General features: G+C 61.3%; 14 protein-coding genes. 6 read left to right on the top strand and 8 right to left on the bottom strand.

Annotated elements, in window-relative coordinates; genetic code table 11:
- Positions 1 to 16: 16 nt before the first annotated feature.
- The 5 genes from pcaF to pcaR form a co-directional block, all read right to left on the bottom strand.
- Positions 17 to 1,219, bottom strand: a complete 1,203-nt coding sequence (gene pcaF / locus EJ576_RS07655) for a 3-oxoadipyl-CoA thiolase (protein WP_178083529.1) — start codon at positions 1,217 to 1,219, stop codon at positions 17 to 19.
- On the bottom strand, positions 1,216 to 1,995 hold the full coding sequence (locus tag EJ576_RS07650; protein WP_028619270.1) for a CoA-transferase subunit beta: 780 nt from the start codon (positions 1,993 to 1,995) through the stop codon (positions 1,216 to 1,218). The genes pcaF and EJ576_RS07650 overlap by 4 nt, the downstream gene beginning before the upstream one ends.
- A complete protein-coding gene (locus tag EJ576_RS07645; protein WP_122724753.1) occupies positions 1,995 to 2,852 on the bottom strand; it encodes a CoA transferase subunit A in 858 nt (285 codons plus the stop codon). The genes EJ576_RS07650 and EJ576_RS07645 overlap by 1 nt, the downstream gene beginning before the upstream one ends.
- Positions 2,853 to 3,116: 264 nt before the next feature.
- Positions 3,117 to 4,457, bottom strand: coding sequence for an MFS transporter (locus EJ576_RS07640; protein WP_095015016.1), 1,341 nt, complete (start codon positions 4,455 to 4,457; stop codon positions 3,117 to 3,119).
- Between the two features lie 145 nt (positions 4,458 to 4,602).
- A complete protein-coding gene (gene pcaR / locus EJ576_RS07635) occupies positions 4,603 to 5,445 on the bottom strand; it encodes a pca regulon transcriptional regulator PcaR (protein WP_028619267.1) in 843 nt (280 codons plus the stop codon).
- A gap of 559 nt (positions 5,446 to 6,004) precedes the next feature.
- Between pcaR and EJ576_RS07630 the strand changes: the two genes are divergently transcribed.
- Positions 6,005 to 6,205 carry a hypothetical protein gene (locus EJ576_RS07630; protein ID WP_003189295.1) on the top strand — a complete coding sequence of 67 codons (201 nt, stop codon included), beginning with the start codon at positions 6,005 to 6,007 and terminating at the stop codon, positions 6,203 to 6,205.
- 312 nt (positions 6,206 to 6,517) lie between these two features.
- Complete coding sequence (locus EJ576_RS07625; RefSeq protein WP_028619266.1) at positions 6,518 to 7,993, top strand: inorganic phosphate transporter; 1,476 nt, start codon at positions 6,518 to 6,520, stop codon at positions 7,991 to 7,993.
- A gap of 152 nt (positions 7,994 to 8,145) precedes the next feature.
- Here the strand turns inward: EJ576_RS07625 and ccoM are convergent, their stop codons facing one another.
- Positions 8,146 to 8,262, bottom strand: a complete 117-nt coding sequence (gene ccoM, locus EJ576_RS30115) for a cytochrome c oxidase subunit CcoM (RefSeq protein WP_003172387.1) — start codon at positions 8,260 to 8,262, stop codon at positions 8,146 to 8,148.
- A 143-nt stretch (positions 8,263 to 8,405) separates the two neighbouring features.
- The gene (locus EJ576_RS29740) at positions 8,406 to 8,567 is read right to left on the bottom strand and encodes a hypothetical protein (protein WP_017137225.1); all 162 of its coding nucleotides are present in this window, start codon (positions 8,565 to 8,567) and stop codon (positions 8,406 to 8,408) included.
- Positions 8,568 to 8,700: 133 nt separating this feature from the next.
- Here EJ576_RS29740 and EJ576_RS07620 point away from each other — a divergent pair, with 133 nt between their 5' ends.
- From EJ576_RS07620 to EJ576_RS07610, 3 genes are all read left to right on the top strand, one after another.
- Positions 8,701 to 9,567 carry a LysR substrate-binding domain-containing protein gene (locus EJ576_RS07620; RefSeq protein ID WP_126569976.1) on the top strand — a complete coding sequence of 289 codons (867 nt, stop codon included), beginning with the start codon at positions 8,701 to 8,703 and terminating at the stop codon, positions 9,565 to 9,567.
- 90 nt (positions 9,568 to 9,657) lie between these two features.
- A complete protein-coding gene (locus EJ576_RS07615; protein ID WP_126569975.1) occupies positions 9,658 to 10,128 on the top strand; it encodes a RidA family protein in 471 nt (156 codons plus the stop codon).
- Complete coding sequence (locus tag EJ576_RS07610) at positions 10,125 to 11,306, top strand: aminotransferase class V-fold PLP-dependent enzyme (protein ID WP_126569974.1); 1,182 nt, start codon at positions 10,125 to 10,127, stop codon at positions 11,304 to 11,306. The genes EJ576_RS07615 and EJ576_RS07610 overlap by 4 nt, the downstream gene beginning before the upstream one ends.
- Here the strand turns inward: EJ576_RS07610 and EJ576_RS07605 are convergent.
- On the bottom strand, positions 11,303 to 11,644 hold the full coding sequence (locus EJ576_RS07605; RefSeq protein WP_016975077.1) for a hypothetical protein: 342 nt from the start codon (positions 11,642 to 11,644) through the stop codon (positions 11,303 to 11,305). The genes EJ576_RS07610 and EJ576_RS07605 overlap by 4 nt on opposite strands.
- Positions 11,645 to 11,863: 219 nt before the next feature.
- Here EJ576_RS07605 and rapA point away from each other — a divergent pair, with 219 nt between their 5' ends.
- Positions 11,864 to 14,710, top strand: a complete 2,847-nt coding sequence (gene rapA / locus EJ576_RS07600; protein ID WP_123476479.1) for an RNA polymerase-associated protein RapA — start codon at positions 11,864 to 11,866, stop codon at positions 14,708 to 14,710.
- Positions 14,711 to 14,754: the final 44 nt, after the last annotated feature.

The raw sequence follows: 14,754 nt of genomic DNA, 5'->3' as shown, positions 1-14,754 counted from the left end.
GTGCAGTCCTCTCTTATTAGATGCGTTCAATCGCCAGGGCCAAGCCTTGGCCGACGCCCACGCACATGGTCGCCAGGCCTTTGCTGCCGCCGGTTTTTTCGAGTTGGTGCAGGGCCGTCAGCACCAGCCGCGCGCCGCTCATGCCCAGCGGGTGGCCGAGGGCGATGGCGCCGCCGTTCGGGTTGACCTGCGGCGCGTCGTCGGCAATGCCCAGTTCACGCAGTACGGCCAGGCCTTGGCTGGCGAAGGCCTCGTTGAGTTCGATCACATCGAAATCGGTCACGGCCAGGCCAAGACGCTCGACCAGCTTGCGCACGGCCGGCACCGGGCCAATGCCCATCACACGCGGCGCGACACCAGCGCTGGCCATGCCCAACACGCGGGCGCGGGCGGTCAGGCCATGTTTCTTGACCGCTTCGGCGGAGGCCAGGATCAGCGCCGCCGCACCGTCGTTCACGCCCGAGGCGTTGCCAGCGGTGACGGTTTTGTCCGGGCCGTTGACCGGCTTGAGCTTGGCCAGGGCTTCCAGGGTGGTGTCGCGTGGATGCTCGTCGTGCTCCACCACAGTTTCGCCTTTTTTATGCGCAACCCGCACCGGCACGATCTCTTCGGCGAAAAAGCCGGCGGCCTTGGCCGCAGCGGTACGTTGCTGGCTGCGCAGGGCAAAAGCGTCTTGGTCGGCGCGGGACACCTTGTAGTCGTCGGCCACATTGTCGGCCGTCTGCGGCATTGCATCCACGCCGTACTGGGCCTTCATCAACGGGTTGATAAAGCGCCAGCCGATGGTGGTGTCTTCCAGCTTCATGTTGCGCGAGAACGCCGCGTCCGCCTTGCCCATCACGAACGGCGCGCGGGACATCGACTCGACGCCACCGGCAATCGCCAGCTCCATTTCACCGCTGGCAATCGCGCGGAAGGCGGTGCCGATCGCGTCCATGCCCGAGGCGCACAAACGGTTGAGGGTCACACCCGGAATGCTCTCCGGCAGGCCCGCCAGCAACAGCGCCATGCGCGCCACGTTGCGGTTGTCTTCACCGGCCTGGTTGGCGCAGCCGAGGAACACTTCATCGACGGCAGTCCAATCCACCGAAGGGTTGCGCTCGATCAACGCCTTGATCGGCAGCGCTGCCAGGTCATCGGCACGCACGGTGGACAAGCCACCGCCGAAACGGCCGATGGGGGTACGGATGGCATCACAGATAAATACATCGCGCATCAGGCTTCTCCAGGCGCTTGGCCATGGGCGGCCGCGGTACGTGCTTCAAGGTCACGCAGGGCGGTCAGCTCCACATCAGTCGGTTCGGCGGTGGTGTCGACCTGGTCGGCAAAACGGATCGCCCAACCGGTGGCGGCCACCACTTGCTCACGGGTCACCCCAGGGTGCAGCGCAGTGACCACAAATTCATGGGTGCCCTCTTCCGGCTCCATGATGCACAGGTCAGTAATAATCCCTACAGGACCGGCGCCCGGCAGGCCCAGGCGTTTACGCGAGTCACCTCCTTCGCCATGGCCGACCGAGGTGATGAAGTCGAGCTTGTCGACAAACGAACGCGCCGACTGTTTAAGGATGATCAGCACGCTCTTGGCCGAACCAGCAATTTCCGGCGCGCCACCGGCACCCGGCAGGCGCACTTTAGGCTGGTGATAGTCACCGACCACGGTGGTGTTGATGTTGCCGAAACGGTCGACCTGGGCTGCGCCGAGAAAGCCCACATCGATGCGTCCGCCTTGCAGCCAATAGCGAAAGATCTCACCGGTCGGTACGACGGTGTCGGCGGTTTCCGCCAGTTCGCCATCACCGATGGACAGCGGCAGTACCGACGGTTTGGCGCCAATCGGACCGGACTCGTAGATCAGCACCACATCCGGCGACGAGGTCAGGCGCGCCAGGTTGGCCGCCTTCGACGGCAGGCCGATGCCGACGAAGCACACGGAGCCATTCTTGAGGCGGCGCGCGGCGGCGACGGTCATCATTTCATTGGTCGAGTAAGCCATTACTTGGCCTCCTGCGCGGTGGCCAGTCTGGCCTGGAATTCGGTGAAATCGGCGGTGCCGTGGATGTATTCATCGATCCAGGCAGTAAAGGTCCCACGGTCGCGGGCGATCGGGTCCCACGCCTGGTAGAAGCGGTTATCACGCTCGTTGTAGCCGTGGGCGTAGGACGGGTGCGCGCCACCCGGCACATGACACACCGCCGTCAGCGCCCAGGTCGGCAGTACGCAACTGTTCATCGGCGCATTCAGGTCATCGACGATTTCTTCGACGGTGACGATGCAACGCTTGGCCGCCAGAGCCGCCTCTTTCTGCACACCGAGGATGCCCCACAACAACACGTTGCCCTTGCGATCAGCCTTTTGCGCATGGATCACGGTGACGTCCGGACGCACCGACGGCACCGCCGCCAACACTTCGCCAGTGAATGGGCAGGTCACGGTCTTGATCAGCGGGTTGACCTTAGGCAAGTCGGAACCAGCGTAGGCACGCAATACTGCGAACGGCAGGCCCGAGGCACCGGCGACGTAGGCATTGGCCAGGTCGGCGTGGCTGTGTTCTTCGATTTCCAGCGGTTGCGGCCATTGCTTCTCGACCGCGTCGCGCAGGCGATGCAAGGAGCCCACACCCGGGTTGCCGCCCCAGGAGAAAATCAGCTTGCGGGCGCAACCGGCACCGATCAACTGGTCGTAGATCAGGTCAGGTGTCATGCGCACCAGCGTCAGGTCTTTCTTGCCCTGACGAATGATTTCATGACCCGCTGCCGTAGGGATCAGATGGGTGAAGCCTTCCAGCGCGACGGTGTCGCCGTCGTTCACAAATTGCTTCACCGCGTCACGCAGCGCGAGGATTTCAGCCATGGGGTTCGGGCTCCCGGTATGGATCGAAAAAGGCGCTGAGGTGGCGCCGAAGTGCTTGAAGATTAAGCCGGGGAAATGGGCCAAACAATCCGATAATCGACTCAGCGTTCGATTATCGAACGAATTGTTGCCTGGCTAATAATCTGGAGGAATGCGGTCAATGTGGGAGCTGGCTTGCCTGCGATGGCATCGCCGCAGTGTCACTTGCATACCGAGTCGCCTGCATCGCAGGCAAGCCAGCTCCCACCGGAAAAGCGGCCATGATCAGGTAGCATCGGCGTGGCTGACCATTCCTTTGATAACGACAGCGGCCGTGGCCAATGCGGCAGGAATCACCAGGGCGGTGAGCACTTGTTCGAAGTTCCAGCCCAGGCCCAGCAAGGTCGCGCCCATCCAGGCACCGAGGATCGCACCGAAGCGGCCAATACCGAGCATCCACGACACGCCAGTGGCGCGACCTTGGGTCGGGTAGAAACGTGCGGCCAGAGACGGCATTGCCGACTGCGCACCGTTGACGCACATCCCGGCAACCAGCACCAGGGTTGCCAGCAGCGTGATATTGCCCAGGCTCTGCCCTACCGCGTAGGCAAACACCCCGGCCAGCAGGTAGAAGATGCCGATGACCTTGTGCGGATTGAACCGGTCCATCGCCCAGCCCACGCCCACCGCGCTCAACACACCACCAAACTGGAACAACGCACCGATAAACGCGGCCTGTTCCAGGCTGGCGCCGCTGTCACGCATCAGGGTCGGCAACCAACTGGTGAGCAGGTAGACGATCACCAGGCCCATGAAGTAGGTGAGCCAGAGCAGCAACGTGCCGGCGCTGTAGGTGCCGGAGAAGATCACCGCAAACACGTTGCGCGCCTTGACGGTTTTTTGCTCGGGCACGCTGAAATGGGTGGCTTGGGCGACGATGCTGGGTTCGATGGGCGAGAGGGTTTTGCGCACCTTGTCGGTGCCCCGGTTACGCACCACCAGGTAGCGTGCCGACTCCGGCAGCCACAGCATCAGCACCACTACCAGAATCAATGGCAGGATGCCGCCGATCAGCAACAAGGCATGCCAGCCGAACGCCGGGATCAACTTGGCCGAGATAAACCCGCCACCCGCCATGCCCAGGTTGAAGCCGCAAAACATGCTGGTCACCAGCAATGACTTGTGGCGTTCCGGTGTGTATTCGGACAGCAGCGTCGTGGCGTTCGGCATGCCGGCGCCCAGGCCCAATCCCGTGAGAAAACGCAGCACCAGCAATTGATCGACGTTGCTGCTGTAGGCGGACGCCAGGCTGAACGCGCCAAACACCAGCACTGCGCCCACCAGCACCACTTTACGGCCGAAGCGGTCGGCCAACGGGCCGGAACCCAAGGCGCCAAACACCATGCCGATCAACGCAGCGCTCATCACCGGGCCGAGGCTGGCGCGGTCGATGCCCCAGTCCTGGGACAGCGCCGGTGCGATGAAACCCATGGCGGCAGTGTCGAGGCCATCGAGGAAAACGATCAGGAAGCACAGGATCACCACGCGCCACTGATAACGTGACAGTGGCTGGGCGTTAATGAAGGACTGGACGTCCAACGTGGAACCGACAGAAGGCTGATTCATTGTTTTTATTTCCACACCGATGGCGGGCTGACGACCTGGGGTCGTCGTTATTATTGGGGCGCTTCAACAGCGCTGCCGCACAGTAATAAGTCGCAGGAAAGACCGTCAATTGAGCAAACCGGGATCTGTGCGGTGACCGAACAGCTTAAGCGAACAGCTGCGCGCTCAACTCACGGCTGGCGCTGAGCATGCTCGGCAGGAAGCGCTGTTCCAACTCACTGCGGCTGACGCGTCCGGCGTGGGTGCTGACGTTCAGCGCGGCCAGCACCTGGCCCGAGGCGTCATACACCGGCACCGCGATGGAACGCAGGCCTTGCTCCAACTCTTGGTCGACGATGCACCAGCCTTGCTGACGCACTTGTTGCAGGCATTCGAACAGCGCTGCGGGGGTGGTCAAGGTGCGGCTGGTCTTGGTTTGCAGGTCGGCGTGGTCGAGGTAATCCTGCAGCGAGGCGTCGTCCAGCGCTGCAAGCAGGATGCGGCCCATGGAGGTGCAATAGGCTGGCAGGCGGCCGCCCACCGACAGGTCCACGGAAATCAGGCGTTGGGTGGTGGCCGAGCGGGCGATGTAGAGGATGTCGTCGCCTTCAAGGGTGGCCATGTTGCAGGCTTCGTGGAGCTGCTCGCTCATGCGGTCCAGGTAGGGCTGGGCCGACACGGCCAACGGTGTGGACGACAAATAGGCATGACCCAGGGTCAGCACCTTGGGCAGCAACGAGTAGGTACGCCCGTCAGTAGTGGCGTAGCCGAGTTTGATCAAAGTGTGCAGACAACGGCGCACGGCGGCGCGAGGGATTTCCGTGCGGTGACTGATCTGGGCGATGGTGAGGTGACGCTTGCGCTCCTGGAACGCCTGCACCACGGCCAGGCCGCGAGCCAGGGAAGTCATGAAGTCCGGATCACCGGTAAACGCCTGGATACGCTTGGCCGGAGAGGCAACGATCGGCGGCGCCACTGACGCGAAAGAGTTGCGCAATTGATCGTTCATGTCGGGGATCCTTTCTCTTATTGTCGACCGCAGGGGAGGTTCGGCTGCTATTACAAGCCGCGTCAGCCGGGATGCACAAGGCAGCGCCGAGAACATTGTGCGATTATCGGACGATCATTCGATTATCGCAATTTGCCGGTGAGCCCCGTAAGCCTGGCCGTAGGATTGATTGAAATTAAGCGGTCCTTATTAGTCTGCAAAGTTGGGCGGATTTTATGACGTCAGAATTCACGCAATTACCGGCACGCCCGTGTAACAAAACCCTCACACAAAGTTGACGGTTTTTAACTTTAAGCTGATAGTGTTATTCAAAGGCGCCGCTATAATGCAGGCTATGTGCAGGCTCGCCTGGTTTGTTTATCTGGAAAGGACCGCCAGATAAGATGCACCCACTGTGCAGGGTCGATCGCGATTACCTGCCTCGAATGCACCACTAACAAGTGACCGCCCGCTCCCATTCCAAACTTGAACGTCTCTACGCTCCAACTTGGAACACGCCGAGCACGCATTCCGGCAAAACGCTGCAACGAATTTACACTCAACTCAATTAGGTAACGATGTGACGAAAGATGAACTGCGCGCGGAACTTGAGCGCCAGGAGCAACGTTACAAGGACGTTTACGGCGGAGAAGTCACCACTTACGCCGCCCAACCTGAACCTGAACGCAAACCATGGCGCAAGCGAGCCAGCCTGCTCGACCAGGCATTTGCCCAGGAAATCCAAAAGATTGAACAAGAGCTGAAAACCGAAGAGCCATAAGCGATCCGGTTCGAGCCTCAAGGTTTTGCCTCGGCTGCTGGCATATAGCTAGCAGCCGGCAACCTTGAATCCCACCACCACGGTAAAATTTCATACAAATGTTTCAGGCGTGACGTTTTTGTGACAAAACCCCGCCCTGTGGCCCCTCTGCTTTATAAATCAAAGACTTGCCAAAGCCCCGAAAACCCTGGGATGCACGCCCTTCCCCGTGTTTTTTTCGGTGAAGATTGTTACCGATGAGCAGCTAGTGCATCGATTACTGAGGTTTTCTGGCATAATCGCGCCCCCTTACGACCGGGTCAGAAAACCTTCATGATCGATTTATTCAGCGGACTGGATGCTTGGGTTCTCGTGAGCCTGTTGCTCGCCCTGGCCTTTGTCCTCGCCTTCGAGTTCATCAATGGCTTTCATGACACCGCTAACGCGGTGGCCACAGTCATCTATACCAAAGCCATGCCGCCGCACCTGGCCGTGTTCTTCTCCGGGGTGTTCAATTTCCTCGGCGTGTTGCTCGGTGGTGTCGGTGTCGCCTACGCCATCGTGCACTTGCTGCCGGTGGAGTTGCTGATCAATGTGAACACCGGCCACGGCTTGGCAATGGTCTTCTCTTTATTGGCGGCGGCGATCACCTGGAACCTGGGCACCTGGTACTTCGGTATCCCGGCTTCCAGCTCCCACACCCTGATCGGCTCGATCCTCGGTGTCGGCCTGGCCAATGCCTTGATCAACGACATCCCCCTGGCTGACGGCGTGAACTGGCAGAAGGCGATCGATATCGGCGCCTCCCTGGTGTTCTCACCAATGGCCGGCTTCCTGGTCGCAGCCCTGGTGCTGATCGGCCTGAAGTGGTGGCGCCCGCTGTCGAAGATGCACAAGACCCCGGACCAGCGCCGCAAGCTCGACGACAAGAAACACCCGCCGTTCTGGAACCGCCTGGTGCTGGTGATTTCCGCCATGGCCGTGAGTTTCGTGCACGGCTCCAACGACGGCCAGAAAGGCATCGGCCTGATCATGCTCGTGCTGATCGGTATCGTGCCGGCGCAGTTCGTCCTTGACCTGGGCAGTACCACTTACCAGATCGAACGTACCCGCGATGCGACCGTGCATTTGAGCCAGTTCTACCAGCGCAACAACGCCACGCTCGGCGAGTTCCTGGCCCTGGGCAAAAGCGTGAAGAACGATCTGCCAGGCAAGTTCCAGTGCAACCCACAGCAGACCGAGCCGACCATCAACGCGCTGGTCGACACCTTGAAAGGCGTGTCCGACTATCATTCGCTGACTTCTGACCAGCGTATTGAAGTGCGTCGCTATTTGCTCTGCCTGGATGACACCGCAAAGAAAGTCGGCAAGCTGCCAGGCCTGGATGCGCGTGAGAAGTCCGACCTCGACAAGCTGCGCAAAGACCTGACCGCCACCACGGAGTACGCCCCGTTCTGGGTGATCCTCGCCGTTGCACTGGCCTTGGGCCTGGGCACCATGGTGGGCTGGAAGCGTGTGGTACTGACCATCGGCGAGAAGATCGGCAAGCAAGGCATGACCTATGCCCAGGGCATGTCGGCACAGATCACCACCGCGACCATGATTGGCTTTGCCAACATCTTCGCGCTGCCGGTGTCGACCACCCACGTGCTGTCTTCCGGCGTGGCCGGCACCATGGTCGCGAACAAAAGCGGCCTTCAAGGCGGCACCGTGAAAACCATCCTGATGGCCTGGGTGCTGACCCTGCCGGCGACGGTAGGCTTGTCGGCCGGGTTGTTCTGGTTGGCGTCGAAGGCGCTGGGTAGTTGATAACCCTGCCGCAATAAAAAAGGTGCGATCCGCGAGGGTCGCACCTTTTTTTATATTCGTATTTCTGTAGAAACCGACTCAAATAGCAGGCAAAAAAAAGGGCGACCGAAGTCGCCCAAAATGCCTTGCGTGCTCATGTAACCTGGAAAAACCTAGGGTTTTTTACGCTTGTTCGCGTCTTTCCAGATAAAAATTCCAAACCCTACAAAAAACAGCACCATGAGGCTTACAGTCAGCACTCCGGCAAACACCACATTATCGATAAACATGACCGGCCTCCTGTGCTTGCCCTGTTGCGATAGGGCTAAGTTAATGGAGAAGGCGAATTGGAAAATTGACGGGGATCAATGTCGCCCGCGACGGGGCGTAAAGAAGGGCAATAACTGACCTGCATCAAGGGATGCAGGTTGTTTCAACGCTTTTTCGGTTTGTTCTTCGGCTTTTTCTTCACTTTGCCGAGTGGCATCGCTTGTTCAAATGCCTGGCGCACTTCATTCAGGCGCTTGTCATTGAGGTCATGCACACGCTTGGCGCGTTCGGCATTCAGGTCGATCAGCTTGTCGTCTTCACTCATGGCTTGGCTTACGTTGTGGAAGGGAATGGCTCAATAATGCGGCCTCCCCCGCTCAACGGCAAATCAGCGGGCGACAAAAGGCAGGGCATCGCCCAAAATCGAGGCCTTTCCCCGAACCCGGAGACGCTCTCAGGTGGCACTGCACAAGGACCTTCCACCATTGCTGGCACTGCGTGCCTTCGAAGCCGTGGCGCGGCATTTGAGTTTTATCAAGGCTGCCGGCGAGTTGTCGGTAACCCAGAGCGCTCTCAGTCATCAGGTGCAGAAACTTGAGCAGCATCTAGGCAAACCGCTGTTCATCCGACGCACCCGCGCGATCGATCTGACCACCGAAGGCCAACAGTACTACGACGAAATCCGCCCTGCCCTCGTTGCCATCGCCGCCGCCACGCGTGCCCAGCGGGTTGCCCCCAGCTCCACCGTATTGCGCGTCGGTTTACTGGCATCTTTCGCCACGCTGTGGCTGGCGCCGCGTTTGGCGGATTTTCTCAACCGTTACCCGCATATCCAGGTGGAGTTGTTGCCGGCGATTCAGTTGGCAGATGTCGCGGGCGCCGAGGTCGACCTGGCCATCCGCTACGGCAAGGGTGATTGGCCCGATGTCCAGGCCACGCGACTCATGCCCGAGGTTATCTCCCCGGTGTGCAGCCCGTCATTCAAGGCACGCCAGGACAGTCCGTTGCTGATGGCCACTTCGCACCGCCCTTTTGAATGGACCGACTGGTCTGCGCACTACCAGGTCGACCTCACCCACCATCCCCGCGTAATGCTGCACGACTACAACATCGTGGTCGAAGCCGCCGTCGCCGGACAAGGCATCGCCATGGGCCGCCATCGCCTGATCGAGCGTCGATTACAGGACGGCAGCCTGGTGGAAGCTTTCGACTGGCCGCCCTATCACAGCGACATCGGCTACTGGCTCATCGCGCCCGAAGGCCCCGCCACTGAAGCCACCGCGTGTTTCAGCCAGTGGCTGAAGGAAGCCTGCGCCGACGCGTGAGCTATTTCGATACATCGCGTGAGATCTATCCGTTTGTCGCCCCTCGATGCAGCCAACATGCTGAAACCTCCTGAACCCAGAGGATTCATCATGAGCGACTCCATCCGCGAACGCGTGCAAGCCCTTGGCCTCACGCTGCCTACCCCCAGCCAGCCAATTGCCAACTACATCAACCACGTCATCAGCCAAAACCAACTGTTCGTTTCCGGGCAAATTCCCCTGGTCGATGGCAAACCCGCCTACGTCGGTCGCTTGGGCGAATCCCTCAGCGATGAAGAAGGCGCACAAGCGGCGGAATTGGCGGCTTTGGGCCTGCTGGGGCAATTGAGCAATGCCTTGAATGATGACCTATCGCGCCTGGTGCGCACCGTGCGCCTGGGTGTATTCATCGCCAGCAGCGCTGATTTCAAACAACAGAGCGTGGTCGCCAACGGTGCCTCCAACCTGCTGGTCAACGCCCTTGGCGAACAAGGCCGACATGTGCGCACCGCCGTGGGCGTCTCCAGCCTGCCGGCCGGCGTGGCCGTGGAGGTGGATGCCATTTTCGAGTTACGCCCTTGAGCCCGCTCGAAGTCCAGCAGCTGCGGGACGACACGCCGGGCTGCCAATCCGGCATCGTGCACTTCAACCCTGCCGGCGCATCCCTGCCCAGCCAGGCGACCCTCGATGCAATCATCGAGCAACTGCAACGCGAAGCTCGCGACGGCCCGATGGAAGCCGGCGAACATGGCGCGGTGCTGGTGGAAAAAGCCCGCCGCGCCGCCGCGCAACTGCTCAATGCACCCGCCGCCTCGATCGCCTTTGCCAGCAGCGGCTCGACTGCCTGGAGCCTGGCGTTCCAGGCATTGGGGCCTTGGCAGCCGGGCGATCGCATTCTGGTGGGCCGCCATGAATGGGGTGGCAACCTGGCCAGCATGGAGCTGGCAGTGCAGGCCGGTGCCCGAGTAGAAACCATCCCTTGCGATGAGACCGGCGCGGTCTGCCCGCTGGCGCTGGAATCGATGATCGATGCACACGTCAAGCTGATCGACCTCACCTGGCTCCCAGCCAATGGCGGCCTGATCAACCCGGCCCAGGCCATCGGTGAAGTGGCCAGGCGTCACGCTATCCCCTACTTCATCGACGCAGGGCAAGCCGTCGGCCAGGTGCCCGTGGATGTTCAAGCGTTGCAGTGCGACGTGCTCAAGTCGGCCGGACGCAAACACCTGCGTGGCCCACGGGGCACCGCGCTGTTGTATGTGCGACCGGACTTTCTTGAACGCTTGAGCCCGGCCCAGCGCGACGTGTTTTCAGCGCCATGGACCGCCCAGGGTTTCGATCTGCGCCATGACGCCCGGCGCTTTGAGACCAGCGAGGCCTCCTTCGCCTTGCTCGCAGGCCTAGGCAATGCGCTACAGGAGATGAATCGCCTGGGCATCGAGCGCGTCTGGGAAAGGGTGTCGCAAACCGCTGAGCGAATCCGCGACGAATTGCGTGGGATTGCAGGCATTACCCTGCATGACCTGGGCACGCAGCAATCAGGCTTGATCGCCTTCAACCTGGCCGGCTGGGATGCATTCGAACTGAAGCGGCGCCTGGGTCTGAAGCGCATCAATATCGGCGCCAACGGCGTGGCCTACACGCCATTGGATATGCAGGCACGGGGCCTGGAAAGCGTGGCGCGGATCTCGGTCAGCCCGCTCAACACCGAGCACGATATCGAGTTGCTGATGGCCGCGCTGCGCGAGTTGCGCGACTAAACCTCGACGTCCACCCACAAGCCCTGGCGCGGGGCATCTTCGATCAGCGGCACCACCGGCACGGTGTTGTCGGCGTTGAGCACATCCCCCGGAATGGCCAGGTGCTGCTCCGGGTCTTCATCGGCTTCACGCCGGCGTTTCTGTTGTTCCTGCTGACGGCGTTGTTCTTCGCGCAGCAAAAAGGCCGACGTCTCGGCGTCGCCCTTTTTCAGGTCGATGGTGCTCTCGTTGGAGCCCGGTTGAACTGGCACCACGGGCGGGATATCCGGCTTCTGTCGCACCGGATCGAGTTGTGACGTCACCGGCACAACGCTGACGGGCAGCATGGGTGGCAGCATAGTGATTATTCTCCTGATCAACAGGCTGTCGGCGGGTTGCAGGGCGACTTGAGCACAGGGTTGCCAACCTGTGACCCAGTCGACACTCCCAAGTGCCCGCCACCCGTCGATTCGGCTTCCGGCCCCCCACGCAAACGGAGTAGTTTTTGTCAGAGTCCTTGGGCGTGGGGGCTTGTTCCGTTAAGATAGTCGGCTTTTTCACGGCGGGAGTCAGGCAGCATGGCGCAGCAGTATCAACCGGGGCAACGCTGGATTAGTGACAGCGAAGCAGAGCTGGGGTTAGGCACCGTTCTGGCACAGGACGGCCGCTTGTTGACCGTGCTCTATCCGGCCACTGGCGACACCCGCCAGTATGCGCTACGGAATGCGCCCCTCACTCGCGTGAGGTTTTCGCCGGGTGACAGCATCACCCACTTCGAAGGCTGGAAAATGACCGTACAGGAAGTCGACGACGTCGACGGCCTGCTGGTGTATCACGGCCTCAATGGGCAGAACGAGCAGGTCACCCTGCCGGAAACCCAGCTCTCCAACTTCATCCAGTTCCGCCTGGCCAGCGACCGTCTGTTCGCCGGGCAGATCGACCCGCTGGCCTGGTTCTCGCTGCGTTACCACACGCTGGAACACACCAGCCGCCAGTTGCAGTCCTCGCTGTGGGGCCTGGGTGGCGTGCGTGCGCAACCTATTGCTCACCAACTGCATATCGCCCGCGAAGTCGCTGACCGTATCGCGCCTCGGGTACTGCTGGCTGACGAAGTGGGCCTGGGCAAGACCATCGAAGCCGGCCTGGTGATCCATCGCCAATTGCTGTCGGGTCGCGCCAACCGCGTGCTGATCCTGGTCCCGGAAAACCTTCAACACCAGTGGCTGGTGGAAATGCGCCGCCGCTTCAACCTGCAAGTTGCCCTGTTTGACGAAGAACGCTTCATCGAAAGTGATGCCACCAACCCGTTCGAAGACACACAGCTTGCGCTGGTAGCACTGGAGTGGCTGGTGGACGACGAGAAGGCCCAGGACGCACTGTTCGCCGCCGGCTGGGACTTGCTCGTGGTCGACGAAGCCCACCACCTGGTATGGCACGAAGAAAAGGCCAGCCCTGAATACGCACTGGTCGAACAACTGGCCGAAGTGATTCCTGGCGTACTGCTGCTCACCGCCACCCCGGAGCAATTGGGCCAGGACAGCCACTTCGCACGCCTGCGCCTGCTCGACCCGAACCGCTTCCACGACCTTGCGGCCTTCCGCTCCGAAAGCGAGAACTATCGCCCGGTGGCTGAAGCCGTGCAGGAGCTGCTGGACAAGGGGCGTCTCTCCCCTGCCGCACATAAGACCATCCAGGGTTTCCTCGGCAACGAAGGTGAAGCCCTGCTCACCGCCGTCAACGATGGCGACACCGAAGCCAGCGCACGCCTGGTGCGCGAGCTGCTCGACCGTCACGGCACTGGCCGCGTGCTGTTCCGCAACACCCGCGCCGCCGTGCAGGGTTTCCCGGAGCGCAAGTTGCACGCCTACCCGTTGCCAAACCCGGACGAATACCTCGAGTTGCCGCTGGGCGAGCACGCCGAGCTGTACCCGGAAGTCAGCTTCCAGTCGCAGCCGGACATTGAAGAAGAAAACCGCTGGTGGCGCTTCGACCCGCGCGTCGAGTGGCTGATCGACCAGCTGAAAATGCTCAAGCGCACCAAGGTTTTGGTGATCTGCGCCCACGCCGAAACCGCGATGGACCTGGAAGACGCGCTGCGCGTGCGCTCCGGTATTCCGGCCACGGTGTTCCACGAGGGTATGAACATCCTTGAACGTGACCGCGCCGCCGCCTACTTCGCTGATGAGGAGTTTGGCGCCCAGGTGCTGATCTGCTCGGAAATCGGCAGTGAAGGCCGCAACTTCCAGTTCTCCCACCACTTGGTGCTGTTCGACCTGCCGTCTCACCCCGACCTGCTGGAACAGCGGATCGGCCGTCTGGACCGGATCGGCCAGAAACACGTGATCGAACTGCACGTGCCGTACCTGGAAACCAGCCCGCAAGAGCGTCTGTTCCAGTGGTACCACGAAGCGCTGAACGCCTTCCTCAACACCTGCCCGACCGGCAACGCCTTGCAGCATCAGTTCGGCCCACGCCTGCTGCCGCTGCTGGAGAACGCCGACGACGGCGAGTGGCAAGCCCTGATCGACGAGGCCCGTGCCGAGCGCGAGCGTCTTGAAGAAGAGCTACACACTGGTCGCGACCGCCTGCTGGAACTCAACTCCGGCGGCGCGGGTGAAGGTGATGCGCTGGTCGAGGACATCCTGGAGCAAGATGACCAGTTCGCCCTGCCGATCTACATGGAAACCCTGTTCGACGCGTTCGGCATCGACAGCGAAGACCATTCGGAAAACGCGCTGATCCTCAAGCCCAGCGAAAAGATGCTCGACGCCAGCTTCCCCCTGGGCGACGACGAAGGCGTGACCATCACCTACGACCGCAACCAGGCGCTGTCGCGCGAAGACATGCAGTTCATCACCTGGGAACACCCGATGGTGCAGGGCGGCATGGACCTGGTGCTGTCCGGCTCCATGGGCAACACCGCCGTGGCGCTGATCAAGAACAAGGCGCTGAAGCCGGGCACCGTGTTGCTGGAACTGCTCTATGTCAGCGAAGTGGTTGCCCCACGCTCGCTGCAACTGGGCCGCTACCTGCCGCCGGCCGCCCTGCGCTGCTTGCTGGATGCCAATGGCAACGACCTGTCGAGCCGTGTGTCATTCGTGACCCTCAACGACCAGTTGGAAAGCGTGCCACGAGCCAGCGCCAACAAGTTCATCCAGGCCCAGCGCGACCAGCTGACGCCACGGATCAACGCCGGTGAAGAGAAGATCACCCCGCAACATGCCGAGCGCGTGGCCGAGGCCAAGCGTCGCCTGGCGGCGGACACCGACGAAGAACTGGCGCGCCTGACCGCGTTGCAAGCGGTCAACCCGACCGTACGTGACAGTGAGTTGGTGGCCCTGCGTGCCCAGCGTGAGCAAGGTTTGGCCATGCTGGATAAGGCGGCGCTGCGACTGGAAGCGATTCGAGTCCTCGTAGCCGGTTAATTTACTGTAGCGCTGGGCGGCGAAGCCGCCCCAAAACCAGACGC

The sequence above is a fragment of the Pseudomonas sp. C 49-2 genome (assembly GCF_003970195.1).
GTDB lineage: Bacteria > Pseudomonadota > Gammaproteobacteria > Pseudomonadales > Pseudomonadaceae > Aquipseudomonas > Aquipseudomonas canadensis.
The sequence above is the reverse complement of the archived record's forward strand: the minus strand, read 5'-3'. Positions and strand labels throughout refer to the sequence as shown.

Coding starts and splice junctions, on each gene's coding strand:
- EJ576_RS07650 (WP_028619270.1), bottom strand. CDS start 1,995: ATGGCTTACTCGACCAATGAAATGATGACCGTCGCCGCCGCGCGCCGC.
- EJ576_RS07645 (WP_122724753.1), bottom strand. CDS start 2,852: ATGGCTGAAATCCTCGCGCTGCGTGACGCGGTGAAGCAATTTGTGAAC.
- EJ576_RS07640 (WP_095015016.1), bottom strand. CDS start 4,457: ATGAATCAGCCTTCTGTCGGTTCCACGTTGGACGTCCAGTCCTTCATT.
- pcaR (WP_028619267.1), bottom strand. CDS start 5,445: ATGAACGATCAATTGCGCAACTCTTTCGCGTCAGTGGCGCCGCCGATC.
- EJ576_RS07625 (WP_028619266.1), top strand. CDS start 6,518: ATGATCGATTTATTCAGCGGACTGGATGCTTGGGTTCTCGTGAGCCTG.
- ccoM (WP_003172387.1), bottom strand. CDS start 8,262: ATGTTTATCGATAATGTGGTGTTTGCCGGAGTGCTGACTGTAAGCCTC.
- EJ576_RS29740 (WP_017137225.1), bottom strand. CDS start 8,567: ATGAGTGAAGACGACAAGCTGATCGACCTGAATGCCGAACGCGCCAAG.
- EJ576_RS07615 (WP_126569975.1), top strand. CDS start 9,658: ATGAGCGACTCCATCCGCGAACGCGTGCAAGCCCTTGGCCTCACGCTG.
- EJ576_RS07605 (WP_016975077.1), bottom strand. CDS start 11,644: ATGCTGCCACCCATGCTGCCCGTCAGCGTTGTGCCGGTGACGTCACAA.
- rapA (WP_123476479.1), top strand. CDS start 11,864: ATGGCGCAGCAGTATCAACCGGGGCAACGCTGGATTAGTGACAGCGAA.